The sequence below is a fragment of the Frigoribacterium sp. 2-23 genome, assembly GCF_049601585.1.
Taxonomy (GTDB): Bacteria; Actinomycetota; Actinomycetes; order Actinomycetales; family Microbacteriaceae; genus Frigoribacterium.
In genome coordinates this window covers 1,249,023-1,270,166 of record NZ_CP187126.1, presented here as the reverse complement: position 1 = coordinate 1,270,166, position 21,144 = coordinate 1,249,023, and the positions used below count along the sequence as shown (strand labels likewise).

At 70.3% G+C, this 21,144-nt stretch carries 20 protein-coding genes and 1 pseudogene; all 21 read right to left on the bottom strand.

All coding sequences use genetic code 11. From position 1 onward, the window contains the following. Positions 1–235: 235 nt before the first annotated feature. The 21 genes and pseudogenes from ACPEEZ_RS06055 to ACPEEZ_RS05955 all read right to left on the bottom strand — a co-directional run bounded on the left by ACPEEZ_RS06055 (position 236) and on the right by ACPEEZ_RS05955 (position 20,593). On the bottom strand, positions 236–376 hold the full coding sequence (locus tag ACPEEZ_RS06055; protein WP_423923789.1) for a hypothetical protein: 141 nt from the start codon (positions 374–376) through the stop codon (positions 236–238). A 121-nt stretch (positions 377–497) separates the two neighbouring features. Beyond that, positions 498–1,052 (bottom strand): hypothetical protein, encoded by a 555-nt coding sequence (locus ACPEEZ_RS06050; RefSeq protein WP_423923787.1) that lies wholly within the window; start codon positions 1,050–1,052, stop codon positions 498–500. A gap of 70 nt (positions 1,053–1,122) precedes the next feature. Next, the gene (locus ACPEEZ_RS06045; protein WP_423923785.1) at positions 1,123–1,554 is read right to left on the bottom strand and encodes a hypothetical protein; all 432 of its coding nucleotides are present in this window, start codon (positions 1,552–1,554) and stop codon (positions 1,123–1,125) included. 80 nt (positions 1,555–1,634) lie between these two features. Further along, complete coding sequence (locus ACPEEZ_RS06040) at positions 1,635–3,398, bottom strand: hypothetical protein (RefSeq protein ID WP_423923783.1); 1,764 nt, start codon at positions 3,396–3,398, stop codon at positions 1,635–1,637. After that, positions 3,382–3,672, bottom strand: coding sequence for a hypothetical protein (locus ACPEEZ_RS06035; protein WP_423923781.1), 291 nt, complete (start codon positions 3,670–3,672; stop codon positions 3,382–3,384). Before ACPEEZ_RS06035 ends, ACPEEZ_RS06040 begins: the two co-directional genes overlap by 17 nt. A gap of 138 nt (positions 3,673–3,810) precedes the next feature. Beyond that, positions 3,811–5,259 carry a ribosome biogenesis GTPase Der gene (der, locus tag ACPEEZ_RS06030; protein ID WP_423924193.1) on the bottom strand — a complete coding sequence of 483 codons (1,449 nt, stop codon included), beginning with the start codon at positions 5,257–5,259 and terminating at the stop codon, positions 3,811–3,813. A gap of 107 nt (positions 5,260–5,366) precedes the next feature. Continuing rightward, a complete protein-coding gene (gene cmk / locus ACPEEZ_RS06025) occupies positions 5,367–6,134 on the bottom strand; it encodes a (d)CMP kinase (RefSeq protein ID WP_423923779.1) in 768 nt (255 codons plus the stop codon). After that, on the bottom strand, positions 6,131–7,228 hold the full coding sequence (locus ACPEEZ_RS06020; RefSeq protein ID WP_423924192.1) for a prephenate dehydrogenase: 1,098 nt from the start codon (positions 7,226–7,228) through the stop codon (positions 6,131–6,133). The genes cmk and ACPEEZ_RS06020 overlap by 4 nt, the downstream gene beginning before the upstream one ends. Positions 7,229–8,532: 1,304 nt before the next feature. Beyond that, positions 8,533–9,324 (bottom strand): annotated as a pseudogene (locus tag ACPEEZ_RS06015) (pseudouridine synthase); the annotation flags it as partial. Beyond that, a complete protein-coding gene (gene scpB, locus ACPEEZ_RS06010; RefSeq protein ID WP_423923777.1) occupies positions 9,314–9,937 on the bottom strand; it encodes an SMC-Scp complex subunit ScpB in 624 nt (207 codons plus the stop codon). The pseudogene ACPEEZ_RS06015 and the gene scpB, both read right to left, overlap by 11 nt. Continuing rightward, the gene (locus ACPEEZ_RS06005) at positions 9,927–10,775 is read right to left on the bottom strand and encodes a segregation and condensation protein A (protein WP_423923775.1); all 849 of its coding nucleotides are present in this window, start codon (positions 10,773–10,775) and stop codon (positions 9,927–9,929) included. Before ACPEEZ_RS06005 ends, scpB begins: the two co-directional genes overlap by 11 nt. Further along, on the bottom strand, positions 10,759–11,643 hold the full coding sequence (locus ACPEEZ_RS06000) for a ParA family protein (RefSeq protein ID WP_423924191.1): 885 nt from the start codon (positions 11,641–11,643) through the stop codon (positions 10,759–10,761). The genes ACPEEZ_RS06005 and ACPEEZ_RS06000 overlap by 17 nt, the downstream gene beginning before the upstream one ends. A 100-nt stretch (positions 11,644–11,743) precedes the next feature. Then, positions 11,744–12,676, bottom strand: coding sequence for a site-specific tyrosine recombinase XerD (gene xerD / locus ACPEEZ_RS05995; protein ID WP_423923773.1), 933 nt, complete (start codon positions 12,674–12,676; stop codon positions 11,744–11,746). Between the two features lie 4 nt (positions 12,677–12,680). Beyond that, the gene (locus ACPEEZ_RS05990) at positions 12,681–13,280 is read right to left on the bottom strand and encodes an NUDIX domain-containing protein (protein ID WP_423923771.1); all 600 of its coding nucleotides are present in this window, start codon (positions 13,278–13,280) and stop codon (positions 12,681–12,683) included. After that, positions 13,277–15,007 (bottom strand): CTP synthase, encoded by a 1,731-nt coding sequence (locus tag ACPEEZ_RS05985; RefSeq protein ID WP_423924190.1) that lies wholly within the window; start codon positions 15,005–15,007, stop codon positions 13,277–13,279. The genes ACPEEZ_RS05990 and ACPEEZ_RS05985 overlap by 4 nt, the downstream gene beginning before the upstream one ends. A gap of 65 nt (positions 15,008–15,072) precedes the next feature. Next, positions 15,073–16,779 (bottom strand): DNA repair protein RecN, encoded by a 1,707-nt coding sequence (recN, locus tag ACPEEZ_RS05980; protein WP_423923769.1) that lies wholly within the window; start codon positions 16,777–16,779, stop codon positions 15,073–15,075. 16 nt (positions 16,780–16,795) lie between these two features. After that, a complete protein-coding gene (locus tag ACPEEZ_RS05975) occupies positions 16,796–17,716 on the bottom strand; it encodes an NAD kinase (RefSeq protein ID WP_423924189.1) in 921 nt (306 codons plus the stop codon). A 5-nt stretch (positions 17,717–17,721) separates the two neighbouring features. Beyond that, on the bottom strand, positions 17,722–18,573 hold the full coding sequence (locus ACPEEZ_RS05970) for a TlyA family RNA methyltransferase (protein WP_423923767.1): 852 nt from the start codon (positions 18,571–18,573) through the stop codon (positions 17,722–17,724). Continuing rightward, positions 18,570–18,752: a hypothetical protein gene (locus ACPEEZ_RS05965; RefSeq protein ID WP_423923765.1), complete on the bottom strand. Its 183-nt coding sequence runs from the start codon at positions 18,750–18,752 to the stop codon at positions 18,570–18,572. The genes ACPEEZ_RS05970 and ACPEEZ_RS05965 overlap by 4 nt, the downstream gene beginning before the upstream one ends. Before the next feature lie 13 nt (positions 18,753–18,765). Beyond that, on the bottom strand, positions 18,766–19,794 hold the full coding sequence (locus ACPEEZ_RS05960) for an HAD-IIA family hydrolase (RefSeq protein ID WP_423923763.1): 1,029 nt from the start codon (positions 19,792–19,794) through the stop codon (positions 18,766–18,768). Continuing rightward, entirely contained in the window at positions 19,775–20,593 is an 819-nt protein-coding gene (locus ACPEEZ_RS05955) for a hypothetical protein (protein ID WP_423923761.1), read from the bottom strand. The genes ACPEEZ_RS05960 and ACPEEZ_RS05955 overlap by 20 nt, the downstream gene beginning before the upstream one ends. Positions 20,594–21,144: the final 551 nt, after the last annotated feature.

The window sequence follows — 21,144 nt, the reverse complement described above, 5'->3', positions numbered from 1 at the left end:
GGGTCTTCTTCACGGGGATTCCTTTCGGGTCCGGGCGCAGGTCCGTGCGAGCACGAAGTCAGGCCTCGGCGGGAGCGAGAGAGCGATGACGGCGATGACCGGTCGCACGCGTCGCGGGCGTGCAGGTCCATCGATCGCCGGAGGCCGCGCAGCGCGGGCGCACACGTGTGCGCACGACGCGACGACACGAGGAGGCGCGGTGCCGGTGGGCAGCGCCCCTCACGTCGAGAGCGGCTCAGCGCGTCGGCGACACGGCACCGAAGTGCACGGTGCGGCGCGACCACACCAGGGCCCAGCCGCGGCGGCGGGGACGCACGTCGACGCCCTCGGCGGGTTCGACGATCACGGCGGGGGCGAACGGATCGCGCGATGCCATGAGTCCTCCGGGGTGCGGTTCAGTGCCGCATCAACGGTAGTCGCCTCCGCCACGCCTCGCTAATCGACGGTCGTCGCCGAGCCTGCTCGGCCGGCGGTGCGCCGTCTGCTCGCTCGCGCCGTCACGTCCGGAGGCGCGGGCCCGGCTTCGGGAACACCTCACGCAGGTGCGCCGTCGACAGCAGCACTGCGATGCCGATCATCAGCGCGGAGAAGACGACCTGCTCGACCACCATCCAGAGCGGATAGAGCCCGGGGATCGACGCGATGACGAGCGTCACGACCGGGAAGATTCGGCTGAACAGTCGCAGCCGCGAGAACGCCCAGTAGTAGCCGAGCTGTGCCCGCCACGCGAAGACGTAGAGCGACAGGGTGATGAGCAGCACGACCGTGGAACGGAACCACACGGCCCACGGCGGTGTCTCACCTCGGATGCTCAGCACGATCGCGATGACGACGGCGGCGACACCGACGATCGTCTCGGCGACGAGCAGGCGCCGGATCGCCTGGAACGCACGGACCGTCTCGGGATGACGGCGCATATCGCTGCGCACGACGTAGTCGCCCTGGCGACCGCCGGCGAGCCGATCGAGCCGGAGGCGCCGCCAGAGCTCGTCCGCACGCCCGGAGAGTCGCGACGCCACCGTGTCGGCAGTGTCACCGTCGTGCTGCGTCACACCCCGCTCCCTTCGCTCGGCCGTCGGATGTCCGCGTCCATCTTTCCCTATAAGGGCACCCGACACCGGCTCAGAACGACCCGCCCGGCCAGGTCCCCTCGGGCAACTCGAAGCAGCGCGAGAAGCAATAGAACTGAATGAGCTCTCCATCTCGAATGAGCCCTGCCAGATAACTACCGCCCTCGGCGGGCAAGACGGTTATCGCGAGATGTCCGGCGAGGTCGGTTCTGGTCTTGATGGAATGCGATGGCTCGCTGCCCCAGCGTGCGGCGAGCTTCTCGATCGCCGGTTGGGCTTGAGACGAGTCGGCCATGGTGACGCGGGTCCCACCGGCCCACGAATACATCCGTTCTCCTCTACACGACATCAAGACACCCGTATCGCGCTGCTCCACCTCCGCCACTGCTTGCTTATCCAAAGTCGCGACGATCTCGCGTTCTTTGGCCTGCGTCTCCGCCTTAGCCTCCCGCCAGTCCAGCACAGCCTGACCGTCAAGCGTCATGACGGGAGTCAGTCCCGAGCAACCGGTCAAGGCACCCATGACCACGACGACGAGAGCGGCAAGCCACTTAACCCTCTTGATCAACGGAGTATCCATTCGTTCATCTCCTGTAACAGGGGTTCGTTCTCTGGCACGTCCTGCGCGACGAGCCCGTGGTTCTCCGTCATGACGAACACACGGGGGAACCCCTGTCCCTCGTGCGTCGGTGTCGGTGAGATATAGGTCGCCGGGCGGGGCCCCTCGAAGTACTCCCCGTGCTCGAACGCATCGTGGGCGCGGGGGTTGTTGCCGTTCCACACCTGGCCGGTCTCCTGCGCGAGCATGAGGATGTCGTAGTAGGAGAAGTCGGCGTACCTCGTCCCCGGGTTCGGTTGCCACTCGGGAGCCATACCCGCCCCGGCCAACGAGATCACCCGGTCGTACCGTGCCCCCGCCGTCTCCGACGCCGTCACGTTCGCCAGACCCCAGCTGTGCCCGATCGCCGTCGACGACGTGCCCGCTATCAACGGGTCGACTCCGATGCCGGCCTGGAACCGCGCCAGCGTGGCCCCGGTCGCTCGCGTGAACGAGGGACTGTTGGCCTCATCGAGGAAGGCGATGTCGGGGTACCACTCGCGCCCCTCGCCCGCGAACTTCCCGTCTTTGTAGACGAACGCGACGGTGTGCCCGTCGGAGTTGTCGTGCAGCCACGACGACACCTGCTGCGTGCCGTTGCGGTAGAAGTCGTCCATCGACGCGAGCGTCCCCGGCACGTACGTGACGACGTGCGTCGTGTCGCCATCGAGCGTGCCGACCATCTCGACGATGCGAGACGTGGTCTTGTCGTAGACGTAGAGCTGGATCTCCCCGCTCACCGCGCGCGCGAGGTACTCGCGCTCCCGGCACGCGTCGTCGATCAGCCTCCGCTGGGAGACGGGATCGAGCGTCGCGATGCGTCGCGTCAGCTCGGTGACGCGACGCTCGGCGGCGATCTGGTTCGCTCGGACACGAGCGAGCACGGGCACACCGTCGAGCGCGCCGAAGAGTTTCGGCGCCGCGGCGACGAGCGCCGCCTGGACCGGCCCGAGCCCGTAGGCATCGAGCGGGCCGGGAGCCAGGTTGTCCCACCACAGACGGACCGTGGCGGGGTCGAGGCCGTGCAGGGCCTGCAGTGGCTCGGACGAGTCCGCGAACAGCAACGCGATATCGCTCAGGGTCAGAGAGCTCATCAGCCGCAGGAGATCGTCACCGGAGAGGGGCTCGGCACCGATCGGCCTCAACGTGATCGACGCCAACGGCCCGAGTGCCCCGACGCCGGTCAGCGCGGCGATGCACTCGGCGTCGATCGTGTCCCGTTCGACGACGAGCTGGTCTCGACGCTCTTCGAGCACGGCGATCTCGTGCTCGACCGTCTCGATCGTTCGCAGCCCCTGACGGCGCAAAGCGTCGGCGATGCCACCCTCGCCCGCACCCGAGAGGCCCGGCCCCGACGGATACTGCAGGGTGAGCGAGAAGAGATCCGCCGTCGCCGCGGCTCGTTCCGCTTCGGCACGCGCCTGCTTGATGGTGAGCTCGGCGTGCGTGTCCTGGATCGCCTCCAGCTTCGAGGCGTAGAGCCGAAGCGCGTCGTCGTGCAGCTCGATACCGAAGACCAAGGTCGAGAGGTCGGAGTGCACGCTCGACAGGGTCGTCATGAAGGCTTGTTTCGCGCCTCCCTGCCACACCTCGGGCGTGACGTACTCGCCGACCCGGGTCATCATCGACTTGGCCGATGCGATGTCGAGAAGAGTGTCCTCACGCAGGGCCACGAGCCGGCGGATGCCGGTCGGATCGCCGCGGCCCGGATCGTCACGGGACGTAGCCATGGGCGACCCCCGCCAGTCGCGCCTCCGTCTGGGCGAACTCCCTCATCGCGGTCGTCGGAAACGAGCGCAGGGCCGCCAGATCGGCGATCGCGAGATCGGCACGCCTCTGTTGCTGCCCGATCGCGTCGCGGAAGGCCGCGACGACCACATCGGCACCGAGGGCATCGTCGGCCCCGGCACTCATCTCCGACCCGAAGGTCAGTTTGCCGCTCGCCTCGGCCAAGCCGTCTGCCACATGGGTCAACGCCACCGCGTCGACGTATAGATCTGTCATCGCTACCCCATCCCCGTGATATGTCATCCACTCATTTCAGAGCATTACGGTCACCCTAGCAAACGACGACACCCGGCATGACCGAGGTCATGCCGGGTGTCGAGAGGGTGGGGCGGATAGCCGCTGTGAGCGACTCGCCTACGGGCGCTTGCGCTTCTCGCGCACGCGCATGTTCACCGTGATCGGCGTGCCCTCGAAACCGAAGATCTCGCGCAGACGACGCGTGATGAAGCGTCGGTACTGCGGGTCGAGGAACCCGGTCGTGAAGAGCACGAAGGTCGGCGGCCGGTTGGCAGCCTGGGTGCCGAACAGGATGCGCGGCTGCTTGCCGCTGCGAAGCGGGTGCGGGTGCTCCGCGACCAGCTCGGCGAGCAGGGCGTTGAACTTGCCGGTCGGGATGCGGGTGTCCCACGAGTCGAGCGCCAGCTCGAGGGCGGGCACGAGCTTCTCGAGGTGACGACCGGTGCGCGCCGAGATGTTGACACGCGGAGCCCAGGCGACGTGATCGAGGTCCTGCTCGATCTCGCGCTCGAGGTAGCGACGACGATCGTCGTCGAGGAGGTCCCACTTGTTGAAGGCGAGGACGAGCGCGCGACCCGACTCCAGCACGAGGTCGATGATGCGGAGGTCTTGGGTGGAGATCTGCTCGGTGACGTCGATGACGACGACGGCCACCTCGGCCTTCTCCAACGCCGCGGAGGTGCGGAGCGAGGCGTAGAAATCGGCGCCCTGCTGCAGGTGGACGCGCTTGCGGATACCGGCGGTGTCGACGAAGGTCCACACGCGGCCGGCGATCTCGACCTGCTCGTCGACGGGATCACGCGTCGTGCCGGCCAGCTCGTTCACGACGACGCGCTCTTCACCGGCGGCCTTGTTGAGCAACGAGCTCTTGCCGACGTTCGGGCGACCGAGGATGGCGACGCGGCGAGGGCCGCCGATCTCCTGCTTCGCGACGTTGGACACCGCGGGGAGCTTCGTCATGACCATGTCGAGCAGGTCGGCGACGTTGCGCCCGTGCAGGGCCGAGGCCGGGAAGGGCTCGCCGAGGCCGAGCGACCACAGGGCCGCCGCCTCCAGGTCTTTCCGGGCGTCGTCGCTCTTGTTGGCGACGAGGATGACGGGCTTGTGCGACGCGCGGAGCATGCGGACGACGTGCTCGTCGGTCGCGGTCGCGCCGACGTTCACGTCGACGACGAACAACACGGCGTCGGCCAGGTCGACGGCGATCTCGGCCTGCATGGCGACGGAGCGGTCGATGCCGACGGCGTCGGGCTCCCACCCACCGGTGTCGACGAGGGTGAAGCGGCGCCCGCCCCACTCGGCCTTGTACGACACGCGGTCGCGCGTCACACCGGGCTTGTCCTCGACGACGGCCTCGCGACGACCGAGGATGCGGTTGACGAGCGCGCTCTTGCCGACGTTCGGTCGGCCGACGATGGCGAGGACGGGCAGGGCCGGCGCATAGGTGAGCGCGTTCGGGTCCCATTCGCCGCCCTCGAGGACGTCGAGGTCTTCGTCACCGAGGTCGTAGTCCTCGAGGCCGGCGCGCAGGGCGCGGGCGCGCTGCTCGGCGTCGTCGTCGGGCATCGTCTGGATGCGGTCGACCATCTGCTCGTCGAGCTCGGGGTACTTGTCGTCTGCCATGAAGGCTCCTGAATGTTCGGTGCGGTGCGGGCTCGTGGTGCCCGCACAGATCAGTGGGCGCTCGCCTGCACGAGCTCGACCACGGTTTGCACCGTCTGGTCGAAGTCGAGATGGGTTGAATCGACCGTCGACACACCCGGAGCGGCGGTCATGAAGTCGACGACCTTGCTGTCGAGCCGGTCGCGCGTGGACAGCTGCCGAGCAGTCTCCTCGGCGCTCTGACCCGTGACCTCGGCGGAACGCCTGGCCATTCTAGCCTCTTCGGTCGCCGTCAGCAGCAGACGGACCTGGGCGTCGGGCGCGACGACCGTGGTGATGTCGCGACCCTCGGTCACGACGCCCTCCTTGTCGCTCGAGGCGATGATGCGACGGAAGAGGTCGACCATGTAGCGCCGCACCTCCGGAAGCTTCGCGACGTGCGCGACAGCGGACGTCACGCGGGGCGTCCTGATCTCGTCGGTCACGTCGGCCCCGGCCACGCGCACCAGCGGCGACGCCACGGCGTCGATGCCGATCTCGTAGTGGAACGTCGGGAGCGCGGCGACGATCGAGTCGGCGTCGTCGAGATCGACACCGGTGTCGAGGCAGTGCAGCGCGAACGCACGATACGCGGCGCCCGTGTCCTGGTAGTCGAAGCCGAGGGCGGCGGCCGCGGCGCGGCTCACACTCGACTTGCCGCTACCGGCCGGGCCGTCCACGGCCACGACGACGTGGCGGTGCACCGACTCCGCGGTCTCGGACCGCAGCTCGGCGGTGTGCGCCTCGCCGGCCGGGCCGCCCACTCCGTGCTCGCCGGGCGTGCGCTCGATGTCGCTCATGCGAACGCTCCTGCGATCGTCCAACCACGGCGTTCAAGCTCTTTCACGAGTCGCTCCTCTTGTTCGGGCACGACGGACACCTCCGCGAGGCCGATGGGGGCGCCCGGCGAGTGCTCGAGGCGCAGGTCTTCCAGATTGACGCCGATCTCGCCCATCTCGGTGAAGAGACGGCCCAGCTGACCCGGTGTGTCGTCGACCATGACGATCACCGAGCTGTAGACGGTCGAGGTGCCGTGCTTGCCGGGCAGGCGGGCGACGCCCACGTTGCCCGCGCCGATGGCCTCGGCCACCGCGCGACGGGAGCCGGGAGCCTCCGGCTGCTCGAGAGCCGTGATCAGCTCGTCGAGGTCGCCCCGCACCTCCCGCAGGATGTCGGCGACCCGACCCGCGTTCGCGCCGAGGATCTGCACCCAGAGAGCGGGGTCGCTGGCCGCGATGCGCGTGACGTCGCGGACGCCCTGACCGGCGAGCTGCAGGGAGGCGTCGGGCGCCTCGCGCAGACGCGTCGCCATGAGGCTGGCCACGACCTGCGGAGCATGCGACACGAGGGCGACACCGGCGTCGTGCTCCTCGGGTGTCATCTCGATGGGCGTCGCACCCAGGTCGAGCGCGAGATCCTCGACGGCCGCGGCACGGCGGTACGTGATGTCGTCATGGCCGGCGATGACCCAGGGCCGTCCCACGAAGAGGTCGGCCCGGGCCGAGACGGCTCCCCCGCGCTCACGGCCGGCCATCGGGTGCGAACCGATGTAGCGCGTCAGATCGGCACCCCGGCGACGGAGCTCGGCCAGCGGAGCGACCTTGACGGACGCGACGTCGGTGACCAGCGCCTCCGGGTAGGCGGCGAGCTCGCGCGAGACGATCTCGGCCGTGACATCGGGAGGCACGGCCACGACCACGAGGGTCGGGGCGTCACCGTCGGCCGGCAGGCGGCCGGCGCCGTAGTCGACGGCCAGGCTGCGGGCCGCGGGCGATGCGTCGTCGAGGATCACGTCGACCCCGTGCTGACGCAGCCGCAGCCCGATGCTCGCGCCGAGCAGCCCGGAGCCGACGATGCGCACCTGACCGTCGAGCCGCCGACCGCCGTCGATCAGACTCTCGACGGTCGAGCCGGGCGACACCGAGGTATCAGACGAGTCGGCCGAGGAGGCGCGGGTGGCGTCGGTCACGCGCGACCGCCACCTCGAGGTCCGCGCCCGTCATCGTCGCGGCGAGGCTTGTACGGACGGTCGCCGCCGCGCTGGGGGCCACCCCGCTGAGGGCCGCCACGATCGTCACGACGGTCGCCGCGGTAGCCGCCGCGCTCGTCGCCACCCCGCTGCGGGCCGCCACGGTCGTCGCGACGGTCGCCGCGGTAGCCGCCACGCTCGCCCGACCGGTCGTCGGTGCCGCGGTAGCCGCCGCGGTCGTCACGACGGTCGCCGCTGGGACGCTCGTCGCGGTCGCGGGGCCGACCCGTGCCTCCGGCCTTGGCACCCGAGGGGCGGCCGGTGCGCGGATCGCGGTTCTGGTCGCGGTTGGGGTAGCCGGCCGCGCGCTCCTCGCCCGGGGTCAGCGGTCGTCCGCCGGCACCGCGCGCGCCGCGATCGTCGCGAGCACCCGGTGCGCCGCGGTCGTCGCGGCCGCGGAAGCCACCGCGGTCGTCCCGCGCGCCGGGAGCGCCTCGGAAACCGCCGCGGTCGTCACGCGAGCCGGACGCGCCACGGTAGCCACCGCGGTCGTCACGAGGGGCGTATCCGCCGCGCTCGCCACGGTCGTCGCGGCCACGGAAACCGCCACGGTCGTCACGCGGCGCACCCGCACCACGGTCATCGCGACCCCGGTACCCGCCACGATCGTCGCGACCCCGGTACCCACCGCGGTCGTCGCGAGGGGCGTACCCACCGCGCTCGCCACGGTCATCGCGGCCACGGAAACCACCGCGGTCGTCACGCGGCGCACCCGCGCCACGGTCGTCACGCCCGCGGTACCCACCACGGTCGTCACGCGGGGCGTACCCGCCGCGCTCGCCACGGTCATCACGCGAGCCGGGCGCACCCCGGTAGCCACCGCGGTCGTCACGCGGCGCACCCGCACCACGGTCGTCACGCCCGCGGTACCCACCACGGTCGTCACGAGGCGCGCCGGTACCCCGGGCGTCGCGGCGACCGGCCTGCTGGCGTCGCACCTCGGCGCGGCGCGAGGTCGCCTCGGCGCCGGCGCCGCCCGTTCGGGCCTGACCCTGCGCCTGGCGGCGTCGGGCGTCGCGGGCGTCCGTCGAGGGGTCGTACTCCTCGTCGTCCTCGTCGTAGTACTCCTTCTCGACCTCGGCCTCGCCGAGATCGAGCTCGACCACGTCGGCTTCGTCGATGGGGGCGTCGTCGCTCTGGGTGACCGGAGCCGCGTCGACGCGATCGCTGGCGCCATCACGGGCGATGGTCAGGATGGCCCCGAGCTCGACCTTCGTCAGGTTGCGCATGTGGCCGACCTTGAGCGTTCCGAGGTGCAGGGGGCCGAACTGACGACGCACGAGGTCGATGACCGGATGACCGACGGCCTCGAGCATGCGGCGCACGATGCGGTTGCGACCGGAGTGCAGCGTGATCTCGACGAGCGACGAGTCGTTCGTGCGCGACAGCCCCGCGCCTCCGCCGACGACCGAGGCCTTGTCGGCCGCGATCGGACCGTCGTCGAGCTCGACGCCCGACGTCAGCTGCGCGATGACCGCCGGCGTGACGACGCCGCGCACCTTGGCGATGTAGGTCTTGGTGACGCCGAACGACGGGTGCGCCAGCACGTGCGCCATCTCGCCGTCGTTGGTCAGGATGAGCAGACCGCTCGTCTCGACGTCGAGACGCCCGACGTTGAACAGCCGCTCGTCGTATTCGCTCGTGAACTGCCGCAGATCGGGCCGGCCGTTCTCGTCGCTCAGCGTGCTCACGACACCCACCGGCTTGTTGAGCATGATGTACCGACGCGTCGTGTCGAGCTGTACCGCGGTGCCGTCGACGACGACCTTGTCCTTGTCGGGGTCGATGCGGCGACCCGCCTCGGTGACGACGCGGCCGTTGACGGTCACGCGACCGGCGGCGATCAGGTCTTCGGAGACGCGGCGTGAGGCCACGCCCGCGGCGGCCATGACCTTCTGCAGGCGCTCGCCCGAGGGCAGGCCATCGGTCGCATCGGTGGTGTCGTGGTTGTCAGATGCCATCGTCGAAGCCTCCCGACCCGTCGGAGAGTAGCGGCGAGATCAGAGGGAGCTCGTCGAGTGAGTTGATGCCGAGGTGTATCAGGAGGAGCTCCGTGGTCTCGTAGTTGATGGCGCCTGTCTCACTGTCGGTGAACGACTCCGTGATCAGGCCGCGGCCGAGGAGCGTCCGCACGACCGAGTCGACGTTGACGGCCCGGATCTGCGCGATGCTGCTCCGCGTGATGGGCTGCTTGTACGCGATGACGGCCAGTGTCTCGAGGGCCGCCTGCGACAGTTTGGTCGGGTTCTGCGTCAACACGAAATCGCGCACGACCGGGTCGAGCTCTTCGCGGACGTAGAATCGCCAGCCGCCGCCGACCTCGCGCAGCTCGAAACCGCGTCGGGGGCCGCCGGTCTCGCCGTCGAAATCGGCCACGAGTGCCTCGATCGTCTGCCGCACGGCCGGCACCGGGGCACCCACGGCCGTCGCCAGGGACACGAGCGACTGCGGCTCGTCCGCGACCATCAGGATCGCCTCGAGCGACCGGGCGATGGGCGTGTTCTCGGCCCGCGCCTCCGGCTCGCCCTCGATCACGGCCGAAGCCGAGGAGGCACGGGTCGCGTCATCCGTCATAGTCGGCTCCCAGATTGGCCAGGTTGTCTTCGGTCCAGGTGTCGGCCGTCCACCGGATGCTCAGCTCGCCGAGCGGCTCGACCTGCTCGAACGTCAGCGCCGACCGGCGGTACAGCTCGAGGATCGCGAGGAACCGCGCGACGACGACGCCCTTCTGGTCGACCCCGGCGACGAGCTCGCGGAAGCTCAGCACATCGCCACGACGCAGCAGTGCGACGACGATGGCCGCCTGCTCGCGGATGCTCACGAGCGGCGCGTGCAGGTGGTCGAGGCCGACGGTGGGGATCTCGCGTGGGGTCAACGCCATCGTCGCGAGCGCCGCGAAATCGTCGGCGGTGAGCGTCCAGACGAGTTCGGGCGTCGACACCCGGTACTTCTGTTCGAGACGGACCGACCTCGCATGACGGGCCGACTCGGTCTCGCCATGCCGGGCGAACCATTCGGCGGCCTGCTTGAACGCGCGGTACTGCAGCAGACGGGCGAACAGCAGATCCCGGGCTTCGAGCAGCGCCACGTCTTCGGCGTCGACGAGCTCGCCCTGCGGCAGCAGCCCGGCCACCTTGAGGTCGAGCAGCGTCGCCGCCACGACGATGAACTCGCTCGCCTGGTCGAGGTTCGCGTCGGTGTCGACCCGACGCAGATAGGTGAGGAACTCGTCGGTCACCGCACTCAACGCGACCTCGGTCACGTCCATCTCGCGCTTCGTGATGAGAGACAGTAAGAGGTCGAACGGCCCGCTGAAGTTGGACAGCGTGACGGCGAACGTGTCGGCCGGCGCAGCGCTCACCTCGGCCTCGGCGGCCGTCTCGATGGTTGGAGCGTCAGGCTGCGGCACCACGCGCGATCAGCTCTCGGGCGAGTTGCCGGTAGGCGTGGGCCGCCGGGTGCTCCGGTGCGAACCGCGTGATGGGGACACCGGAGACGGACGCGTCGGGGAACTTCACGGTGCGACCGATGACGGTCTCCAGCACCTTGTCGCCGAACGCCTCGACGACCCGCTCGAGCACCTCCCGGCTGTGCAGCGTGCGCGAGTCGTACATCGTCGGCAGGATACCGTCGAGCGTGATGGCGGGGTTGAGCCGGTCGCGCACCTTCTCGATCGTCTCGACCAGCAGCGCCACCCCGCGCAGGGCGAAGAACTCGCACTCGAGCGGGATGAGCACGCCGTGCGCGGCGGTCAGCGCGTTGACGGTCAGCAGGCCGAGCGACGGCTGGCAGTCGATGAGGATGACGTCGTACTCGTCGCTGACCTGGCGGAGCACACGCGCGAGGATCGTCTCGCGGGCGACCTCGTTGACGAGGTGCACCTCGGCGGCCGAGAGATCGATGTTGGCGGGCATGACGTCGAGGCCGCTGACCCGCGACGGCACGATGACCTCGTGGGCGTCTTTGACGGTGCCGATGAGCAGGTCGTAGACGGTGGCCTGGTCGTGGGTCTGCACGCCGAGACCGGCCGAGAGGGCGCCCTGCGGGTCGAAGTCGATGGCCAGCACGCGGCGGCCGTATTCGGCGAAGGCCGCCCCGAGGTTGATGCTCGTCGTGGTCTTGCCGACGCCGCCCTTCTGGTTGCAGAGCGTGATGATGCGGGCGGGGCCGTGGCTCGGCAGCGGAGCGGGGATGGCGAACTCGGTGCGGGGCCTGCCCGTCGGACCGTTGGCCGGAGCGGTCGCTTGCGCGCCCTCGAAGAGGGTCGGGGTGCTCGAGATCGGCTTCGTACTCACGCGACCAGAGTAACGGCGACCACTGTCGTCGAGCGGCTGCCGCGCCCGTGACCAGGGCATAGAAGCCTCACGTGATACATGAGGGTTAACGTGAGCGCGGGTGGGCCGTCGTGTACATGTCGCGCAGCGTGTCGGCGGTCACCATCGTGTAGATCTGCGTGGTCGCGACCGACGAGTGCCCGAGCAGCTCCTGCACCACCCGCACGTCGGCCCCGCCCTCGAGCAGGTGCGTCGCGAACGAATGGCGCAGCGTGTGCGGCGACACGTCGACCCCGAGGCCGGCGCGCTCGGCCGCCCCCTGCAGCACGAGCCACGCGTTCTGCCGCGACAGCCGGGCGCCCCGCACACCGAGGAAGAGCGCGGGCGTCGACGCACCCCGCTCGGCGAACACCGGTCGCGCCCGGACGAGGTACGCATCGAGCGCCGCCCGCGCGTACCGCCCGAGGGGCACGATCCGCTGCTTGTTGCCCTTGCCGAACAGTCGCACCACGTCGTCGTCGATGACGTCGTCGACGTTCAACGACACGGCCTCCGAGACCCGGGCCCCGGTCGCGTAGAGCAACTCGAGCAGAGCCTTGTCCCGCACGCGCGACGGCTCGTCGCCGTCCGTCGCCGCCAGGAGCGCCTCGACCTGTGCGATCGAGATCGCCTTCGGCAGGCGCGAGGGCAGCTTGGGCGGGCGGATCGTGACGGCCACGTCCGTCTCGACCAGCGCCTCCTCGAGGGCGAAGCGATGCAGGCCCCGCACCGACGAGAGCACACGCGCGATGCTCGACGCCTTCAGCGGCGCCTCGTCGCGGGTCGCGAGGGAGACGGCGAACGCCGTGACGTCGCCCGACGTGACGTCCGCCACGGAGGCGCGGCCCGCCTCTCCGACGAACGTCGCGTACAGCGTCAGGTCGCGCCGATACGCGGCCGCCGTGTTGACCGACAGGCCGCGTTCGATGGTGACGTGACGGAGGAACCTGCCCACCGCCTCCTCGACGGTGGTCTCGCCTCCCCCGCCGGACGGCGTCATCGTGTCAGCGCGACGCCGCCGCCGCGAGCGCCGCGATCGACAGGATGGAGTTCGTGAGGCGCCCGGCCAGCACACCCGCGACGACATCGTCGAGCGCCACCCAGCGCAGCTCGATGTCGGCCTCCTCGTCGGAGCGGTCGAACGCCTCCCCGGTCGCCGACACCCCGGTCGCGACGAAGACGGTGACCATCTCGTCGCTGCCGCCGGGGGTCGTGTGGAACGCGACGAGCTGCTTCCAGGTCGACGCCTCGAGGTCGGCCTCCTCGGCGAGCTCGCGCTTCGCCGCGGTGAGCTTGTCCTCCCCGTCGACGTCGAGCAGGCCGGCCGGCAGCTCCCAGTCGCGCGAGCGGATCGGGTGGCGGTACTGCTTGATGACGAGCACCCGGTCGGAGTCGTCGATCGCCAGGATCGCGACGGCACCCGTGTGGGCCATGTACTCGCGCGTGATCGAGGCACCGGCGTAGTCGAACGTGTCGCGCTTGATGTCCCAGACCTTGCCCGCGAAGACGACGTCGCTCGCCGTGACGACCGGCTCGACCGCGTCGTCGGCGAGCAGCCCGCCGTCGCCCGCCGTCGCCGCGGAGCCGCCCGTCACGTCGGTCATGCGTCCTCGCGGACGGACTCGGTCTCGACGGACTCGTCGGCGAACAGCTTGCTCGAGTTCTGACGCTCGAGCGACGCCTCGATCAGCCCGCTGAACAGTGGGTGCGCGTGGTTCGGACGCGACCGCAGCTCGGGGTGAGCCTGCGTGCCGATGTAGAACGGGTGCTGCGCACGGTCGAGCTCGACGTACTCGACGAGCGTGCCGTCGGGCGACGTGCCCGAGAACCGCAGGCCGGCGTCGGCGATCTGCCCGCGGTAGTGGTTGTTGACCTCGTAGCGGTGACGGTGACGCTCCTCGACCAGCTCGGAGCCGTACAGGTCGGCCGCCAGCGAACCGGCGGTGAGGGCTGCCGGGTAGAGGCCGAGGCGCATCGTGCCACCGAGGTCTCCCCCGGCGATGATGTCGACCTGCTCGGCCATCGTGGCGACGACGGGGAACTCGGTCTCGGGGTCGAACTCGGACGAGGAGGCGCCGGTCAGGCCGACCACGTCGCGCGCGTACTCGATGACCATGCACTGCAGGCCGAGGCAGAGGCCCAGGGTCGGGATGCCGTTCTCGCGGGCGAACTTGAGCGCGCCGAGCTTGCCCTCGATGCCGCGGATGCCGAAGCCGCCGGGCACGCAGATGCCGTCCACCTCGGACAGCGCCTTGGCGGCACCCTCGGGGGTCTCGCAGTCGTCGGACGGGATCCAGACGAGCTTCGCCTTGGCCTGGTGCGCGAACGCACCGGCACGCAGCGCCTCGGTCACCGAGAGGTAGGCGTCGGGCAGGTCGATGTACTTGCCGACCAGGCCGATCGTGACCTCGTGCTTCGGCTCGTGCACGGCGGTGAGCACGGACTGCCAGCCCGACCAGTCGACGTCGCCGGCCTTCTCGGAGAGTCCGAGGTGATCGATGATGTACGAGTCGAGTCCCTGCTCGTTGAGCATCGTGGGGATGTCGTAGATGCTCGCGACGTCCTTCGCGTTCACGACCGCGTCCTCGTCGACGTCGCACATCAGCGCGATCTTGCGCTTGTTGGCGTCGCTGACGGGACGGTCGCTGCGCAGCACGAGCGCGTCGGGCTGGATGCCGATCGAGCGCAGGGCCGCGACGGAGTGCTGCGTCGGCTTGGTCTTCTGCTCGCCCGACGCGCCCATGTAGGGCACGAGCGAGACGTGCACGAAGAAGACGTTCGCACGGCCGAGCTCGTGACGGACCTGGCGGGCCGACTCGATGAACGGCTGGCTCTCGATGTCGCCGACCGTGCCGCCGACCTCGGTGATGATGACGTCGGGCTTCAGCTCGCCCTCGGCCTGCTGGCGCATCCGACGCTTGATCTCGTCGGTGATGTGCGGGATGACCTGGACGGTGTCGCCGAGGTACTCGCCGCGACGCTCCTTCGCGATGACCGTCGAGTAGATCTGGCCGGTGGTGACGTTCGCGGCCTGGTCGAGGTTGATGTCGAGGAACCGCTCGTAGTGCCCGATGTCGAGGTCGGTCTCGGCCCCGTCGTCCGTGACGAAGACCTCACCGTGCTGGAACGGGTTCATCGTGCCCGGGTCGACGTTGAGGTACGGGTCGAGCTTCTGCATGACGACACGCAACCCGCGCGCGGTCAGCAGGTTGCCGAGGCTCGCGGCCGTGAGGCCCTTGCCGAGAGAGGAGACGACGCCACCCGTGACGAAGATGTGCTTCGTCGTGTCGGTCGATCTCGAAGTCGCGTCTTCAGACGACGCGCGGCCCATGTTGTCTACGTTCACCACGGGATTCCATCCTATGTCACGCCGCGCGAGAAAAATACGCCCGGCTGTTACGAGTGTGTGTCGGCGCGGGTCGCGGCCAGCTCGAGCAGCTCGCGGGCGTGGTCGAGACCGCTCGTGCTGTCGGGCAGTCCCGACAGCAGCCGGGCCATCTCGGCGACCCGCTCGTCTCCGTCGAGCTGCTGGACGCTGCTCGCCGTGACCTCGCCCGACGCGTCCTTGACGACGCGCAGGTGATTGCCGGCGAAGGCCGCCACCTGCGCGAGGTGCGTCACGACGATCACCTGCGCCCGTTCGGCGAGCGCCGCGAGCCGTCGGCCGATCTCGATGGCGGCCGAACCGCCGACCCCGGAGTCGACCTCGTCGAACACGAACGTCGGGACGTCGCTCGACCCGGCCATGACGACCTCGAGCGCGAGCATCACGCGCGACAGCTCGCCGCCGGACGCGCCCCTGCCGAGCGGACGCGGCTCGCTGCCCGGGTGCGGTCGCAGCAGCAGCGACACCACGTCGGCGCCCGACGAGCCGAGCTCGCCGCGCGGCGTCACCTCGACGACGATCTCGGCGCCCGCCATGGCCAGCGCGTTCAACTCCGCGCTGACCCGACTCGACAGATCGGCTCCGGAGGCGCGGCGCAGGTCGGTCAAAACCGCCGCCCTCGTCGTCGCCTCGACCTCGAACTGCTCGACCTCGTCGGCCAGACGCACGAGGCGGTCGTCGTCGTCGTCGAGCTCGAGCAGGCGGCGGCCGCCCTCGTCGAGCATCCGCAGCGCGTCGTCGATCGTGGGCCCGTACTTGCGGGCGATGGTCGCGATCTCGGCCCGGCGCGTCTGCACGATCTCGAGGTCGTTGGCGACGTCGCCGTCGAGCCCGCCGAGGTAGCTGGAGAGCCGCGACGACGACTCGGACACCTGCACGCTGACGTCGGTCAGCAGCTCGACGATCGGCGCGAGGTCGGCGTCGTGCGGGGCGACCCGCTCGATCTGCCGACGGGCCTCGTCGACGAGCGAGAGCACGTCCCGTGTGCCGTCCACCGCGTCGGTCGAGAGGATCTCGTGCGCGAGCCCGGCGGCCAGACGCAGGTCGGCGGCGTAGCTCAGCCGCTCGGCCGTGGCGTCGAGCTCGTCGGCCTCGCCCGCGACGGGGGCGACGGCCTCGATCTCGGCGATCGCCGCGCGCAGCGTCTCGGCCTCTGAACGCCGTGCCTCACGGTCTCGCGTGATCTCGTCGAGCTCGACGCGGGCGGCCGTCCATGCGTCGTAGGCCTGGCGGTAGGACGCCGCGGCGGCGGCAAGCGCCGGCCCACCGTGGGCATCGACGGCGCCGCGCTGGGCGGAGGCCGACTTGAGCCGGATCTGCTCCGACTGACCGTGAACGACCACGAGGTGGTCGGCCAGGTCGGCGAGCACGCCGATGGGGGCCGCGCGGCCGCCCACGTACGCCCGGGATCGCCCCTCGCTCGAGACGACTCGACTGAGCAGCAGTTCGCCCTCGTCGATCTGCCCGCCGGCGTCGCCGACCCGGTCGACGACGGCACCGGTCGTGGGCACGAGCCACCGGCCGTCGACCACGGCCTGGTCGCTGCCGGCCCGGACGACCCCGCTGTCGGCACGCTGCCCGAGCAGGAGCCCGAGCGCCGACACGACCATCGTCTTGCCGGCGCCGGTCTCACCCGTGACCGCGGTGAAGCCGGGGCCGAGGGGCAGGGTGGCGGCGCCGATGACGCCGAGATTGGTGATCGAGATCTCTTCGATCATCGCTGGGGAACCTCTCTCACGAGCCCTCCGTGCCGGCGGGCCCACGCCAGCCGGTGACGGGCAGGTGGAACTTGGCGACGAGACGGTCGGTGAACGGCCCCTGTCGCAGACGGGCGAGCAGTACGGGCTGGGACGAGCGCGCGCACTCGACCCGGGCCCCGGGAGGCAGGTCGTGCTCACGCCGACCGTCGCACCACAGGATGCCCTTGGCATCGGTTCGATTCAGCACCTCGACGGCGAGCGTCGAATCGGGCCCGACGACCAACGGCCGGGCGAACAGCGCATGGGCACTCAGCGGCACGAGCAGCAGGGCGTGCACCTCGGGCCAGACGACCGGGCCGCCGGCCGAGAACGAGTAGGCGGTGGACCCGGTCGGCGTGGACATGACGACGCCGTCGCAGCCGAACGACGACAGCGGTCGGCCATCGACCTCGATGACGACCTCGAGCATGCGTTCGCGAGACGCCTTCTCGACCGTCGCCTCGTTCATGGCCCAGGTCTGGTAGACGGTGTCGTCGCCGTTCGTGACGGTGACCTCCAGGGCGAACCGCTCTTCGACGTCGTAGTCGGCCGCGAGGACGCGCGCGACCGTGTCGGCCATCTCGTCGCGCTCGCTCTCGGCCAGGAACCCGACGTGGCCGAGGTTGACCCCGACGATCGGTGCCGAGGTGCCCCGCACGAGCTCGGCGGCCCGCAGGATCGTGCCGTCACCGCCGAGCACGATGACGCACTCGAGCTGGTCGCACGTGATGTCTTCGCTGAGGATGTCGACGTCACCGAGCGGGCGCCCGGCCGCCACGATGTCGTCGTACTCGTCGCGCGGCAGGACGGGCACGACACCGGCGTCGCCCAGGAGCCCGCAGACCTCGAGGGCGGCGTCGATCGAGTCGCGTCGACCGGTATGGGAGACGACGAGGATGTGTCGTGTCGAATCGATGGTGCTCACGCTCCCGTCACGCTGTCGGCCCTGCTCAGCCATTCTGTCGGATTCGTCCCGGCCGAGGCCGAGAAGTGGACGACGTACTCGTGATTGCCGTTCGTCCCGACGATTGGGGAGGACTCGAGACCCGCCGTCCCCAGTCCGAGGTCGTGGGCGGCCCACAGCACGGTGGTCACCGCCTCGGCGCGGAGGGCGGGATCGTGCACGATGCCCTCGCGGATTCCCTGGCGACCGACCTCGAACTGAGGCTTGACGAGGAGGACGAAGTCCGCCGATACCCCCACCGTCGCGACGAGCGCGGGGAGCACGAGGGTGAGCGAGATGAAGGACAGATCGGCCACGACGAGGTCGATCGCCGCGGCGTGAGACGACGTGCTCGCGAGCTCGTCGGCCGTGAGATAGCGGGCGTTGGCACCCTCGACCATCGTCACGCGCGGGTCGAAACGCACCGGAGGCGCCAGCTGCCCGTGACCGACGTCGAGGGCGATCACGTGCTCGGCCCCGCGCTCGAGCAGGACCTGCGTGAAGCCACCCGTCGAGGCACCCACGTCGAGGGCGACGCGACCCCGTGGGTCGACGTCGAAGGCGTCGAGCGCACCGATCAGCTTGTGGGCCGCGCGACTCACGTAGTGATCGAGACCGGCGACGTCGATGCGGTCGCCCTCCGTCACGCGCGTCGCCGCCTTGACGACCCCGGCGCCGTTGACGGTCACGAGCCCGTCCGACAGCAGACGGGCCGCATGCGTCCGGCTGCGGGCCAGACCGCGTCGTGCCAGCGCCGCATCGAGGCGCTCGTCCTCGACCGGGGCGGACTCGTCACTCGGCCGCGACGCCGGGGCCCAGCCACTCGTCACGGGCGCCCCGTCGACGACGCGACCGAGTCAGCCCCTTCGAGGACCACGCGCAGCTCGTCGTGCAGCCGGCCGAACGCAGCGGAGCGGTCGGCGAGGGGCCGCGTCTCGATCGACGCGAGGCGCGCAGCCAAGCCGGGCACCGCCTCCGGACGGTCGTCGAATTCGTAGCCATCTGCCATAGTGGCGACCACTCTAGACGCCACCGCCGTCATCACCGTGGAGCACGGGGTCGATGTCGAGTCCGTAGACGGCGCGGCCGGTGCCCCACACGGCGGCGGCGCCCGCACGCAGCAGATCGACGGGATCGGAGCCCGCCTGCACCACCCGCACGACGGTTCCGCGGACCGCGACGCTCGAGTCGCGGACGGTCACCACGTGGATGTCCTCCTCGTCGTGCTCCTCGACGGACGGATACGGCTCGTGCAGCTCGCGCAGATCGCCGAGGATGAAGTCGGGTCGCGACTTCGCGTCGGCGGCGATGACCTGCTTCGCCCCGTCGATGCCCGTGAGGACGAGCGCCGACCGCAGCCCGGCACGGTTCGCACCCACGATGTCGGTGTCGAGACGGTCGCCGATGAACAGCGCGTTCTCGGCGCCGAACCGCTCGAGCGCCGCCGTGAAGATCGGTGTCTCGGGCTTGCCCGCCACCTCGGGCAGCCGACCGACGGCCGAATGCACCGCGGACACGAGCGTGCCGTTGCCCGGCGCGATTCCCCGCTCTTGCGGGATCGTCCAGTCGGTGTTCGTCGCGATCCACGGGATCCCCGTGTGCAGTGCGTACGACGCCTCGGCCAACTGAGCCCAGCCGACCTCGGGCGAGAAGCCCTGGATGACGGCGGCCGGGGAGTCCTCGGCGGATCGTGTGACGACGAAGCCCGCCTCCTCGACGACGGAGGTCAGCCCTTCCCCCCCGACGACGAGCACGGTCGAGCCGGCCGGAACGGCGTCCACGAGCAGCCGCAACGCTGCCTGCGGCGACGTCACGACGTCCTCGGCGCGCACGTCGAGCCCGTAGCCGGACAGCTGCGCCGCGACGGTGTCCGCCGTCCGCGACGCGTTGTTCGTGATGTACCCGACCCGGACGGACGAGGAGGCGCGGTTCAGGCTGTCGACGGCGTAATCGATGGCGAGTCTCCCGCGATACACCACCCCGTCGAGGTCGGCCAGGACGGCATCGACCCCGGACAGGAGCGTTCGGTCGTCAGCCACGCGTGTCGTCATCGGCGGCGTCGGTACCGTGGGACTCGACGGAGTCGTCGCCGTCGGATTCGGTGTCGTCGGCGTCGGCGGTGTCGTCGGCGTCGAGGACGACGGGTCGCTCGTCGGCTTCGAACTCGTCGAACTCGATCTCTTCTTCGACGATCTCCACGGTCTCATGGTCCTCCTCGTTGTTCTGGGCATCGAGGGCATCACGGGCCCGCGTCGCGAGTTCGCGCCACGACTCCGCGTCGGCCTCGCGACCGAGGTCGTCGAGCACCGTCGCGTAGGCGTCGAAGAGGTCGGGGCTGTAGCTGAAGGCCCGAGTGCGATCCAGCTGCGGGATCTCCAACTCGCGCAGAGCGGCATCTGGCTGACCCAGATCGAGTCGGGCGCCTGACATGGCGATGGCCAGGGACACGCGGACGGGCACGTCGAGCGTCTGCACGTCGACGGAACGCCCCAGCTCGAGAGCCTTCTCGGGACGCTCGAGCCCTCGCTCGCTGTCGACCATGAGCGGCAGCTGATCGTTACGACCGGAGATGCGGCGATAGGTGCGCAGCTCGCGGAGCGCCATGGCGTAGTCCCCCACGAGGTACGCCGTGATCGCGATGGTCTCGCGGACGACGCTGATGCGGCCGGCACGGCGCCCTGCGGACAGTGCGTGCTTGTGAGCCTCCTCGGGGTCCTCCTCGATGAGGCGGCCGGCCATGACGAGGTGCTTCGCCACCCAGTCGGCGTTCTCCTTGCTCAGTGTCTTGAGCTCACCGCGCGCGACCTTGTCGAGGTCGCGGGGCTCGACGTCGTCCGGGACATGAGCCACCTCGTGCGGCGGGCGAACCGACTTGATGCCGAACGGGTCGCGGTCTTCCGGGGTCTGGCGCGGGGTCCAGCCGCCACGGCGATCCGTCGGACGACCACTGTCGCGACGCTGACCGTCGCGCTGCGGGCCACGAGCCCCACCCGACTGCGGACGCCGGTCCTGAGCGCCACGATCGGGGCGGCCGCTCGACGGACGGTCACCGCGATAGGGGCGGTCTCCCGAGCTCGGACGACCGGCGCCCTGCGGGCCGCCGTCGCGGCGAGATGCGCCGTCGCGACGAGGTGCGCCATCGCGACCAGGGGCGCCATCACGACGAGGGCCGCCATCGCGGCGAGGCCCTCCGTCGCGCTGAGGCCGACCGTTCCGGTCGGGACGACCGGAGCCGGACGGACGTCCGTTCTGCGGGGGACGACCCGAACCAGCGGGACGCGAACGGTCGTCGCGGCCAGCGGAGCCAGAGCCGGAGTCGGCAGAGCGCCGGGGACGATCTCTGCGGTCGTCATCGTCACGTTCGCTCACGGATGTACTCCTTCAAAAAGACTCTGGCTGCT

What these genes read in the sequence shown, in the direction of transcription:
- ACPEEZ_RS06055 (WP_423923789.1), bottom strand. Translation starts at nt 376, where the DNA reads ATGGCATCGCGCGATCCGTTCGCCCCCGCCGTGATCGTCGAACCCGCC.
- ACPEEZ_RS06045 (WP_423923785.1), bottom strand. Translation starts at nt 1,554, where the DNA reads ATGACGCTTGACGGTCAGGCTGTGCTGGACTGGCGGGAGGCTAAGGCG.
- ACPEEZ_RS06040 (WP_423923783.1), bottom strand. Translation starts at nt 3,398, where the DNA reads ATGGCTACGTCCCGTGACGATCCGGGCCGCGGCGATCCGACCGGCATC.
- ACPEEZ_RS06035 (WP_423923781.1), bottom strand. Translation starts at nt 3,672, where the DNA reads ATGACAGATCTATACGTCGACGCGGTGGCGTTGACCCATGTGGCAGAC.
- der (WP_423924193.1), bottom strand. Translation starts at nt 5,259, where the DNA reads ATGCCCGACGACGACGCCGAGCAGCGCGCCCGCGCCCTGCGCGCCGGC.
- cmk (WP_423923779.1), bottom strand. Translation starts at nt 6,134, where the DNA reads ATGAGCGACATCGAGCGCACGCCCGGCGAGCACGGAGTGGGCGGCCCG.
- scpB (WP_423923777.1), bottom strand. Translation starts at nt 9,937, where the DNA reads ATGACGGATGACGCGACCCGTGCCTCCTCGGCTTCGGCCGTGATCGAG.
- xerD (WP_423923773.1), bottom strand. Translation starts at nt 12,676, where the DNA reads ATGACGCCGTCCGGCGGGGGAGGCGAGACCACCGTCGAGGAGGCGGTG.
- ACPEEZ_RS05990 (WP_423923771.1), bottom strand. Translation starts at nt 13,280, where the DNA reads ATGACCGACGTGACGGGCGGCTCCGCGGCGACGGCGGGCGACGGCGGG.
- ACPEEZ_RS05985 (WP_423924190.1), bottom strand. Translation starts at nt 15,007, where the DNA reads ATGGGCCGCGCGTCGTCTGAAGACGCGACTTCGAGATCGACCGACACG.
- recN (WP_423923769.1), bottom strand. Translation starts at nt 16,779, where the DNA reads ATGATCGAAGAGATCTCGATCACCAATCTCGGCGTCATCGGCGCCGCC.
- ACPEEZ_RS05965 (WP_423923765.1), bottom strand. Translation starts at nt 18,752, where the DNA reads ATGGCAGATGGCTACGAATTCGACGACCGTCCGGAGGCGGTGCCCGGC.
- ACPEEZ_RS05960 (WP_423923763.1), bottom strand. Translation starts at nt 19,794, where the DNA reads ATGACGACACGCGTGGCTGACGACCGAACGCTCCTGTCCGGGGTCGAT.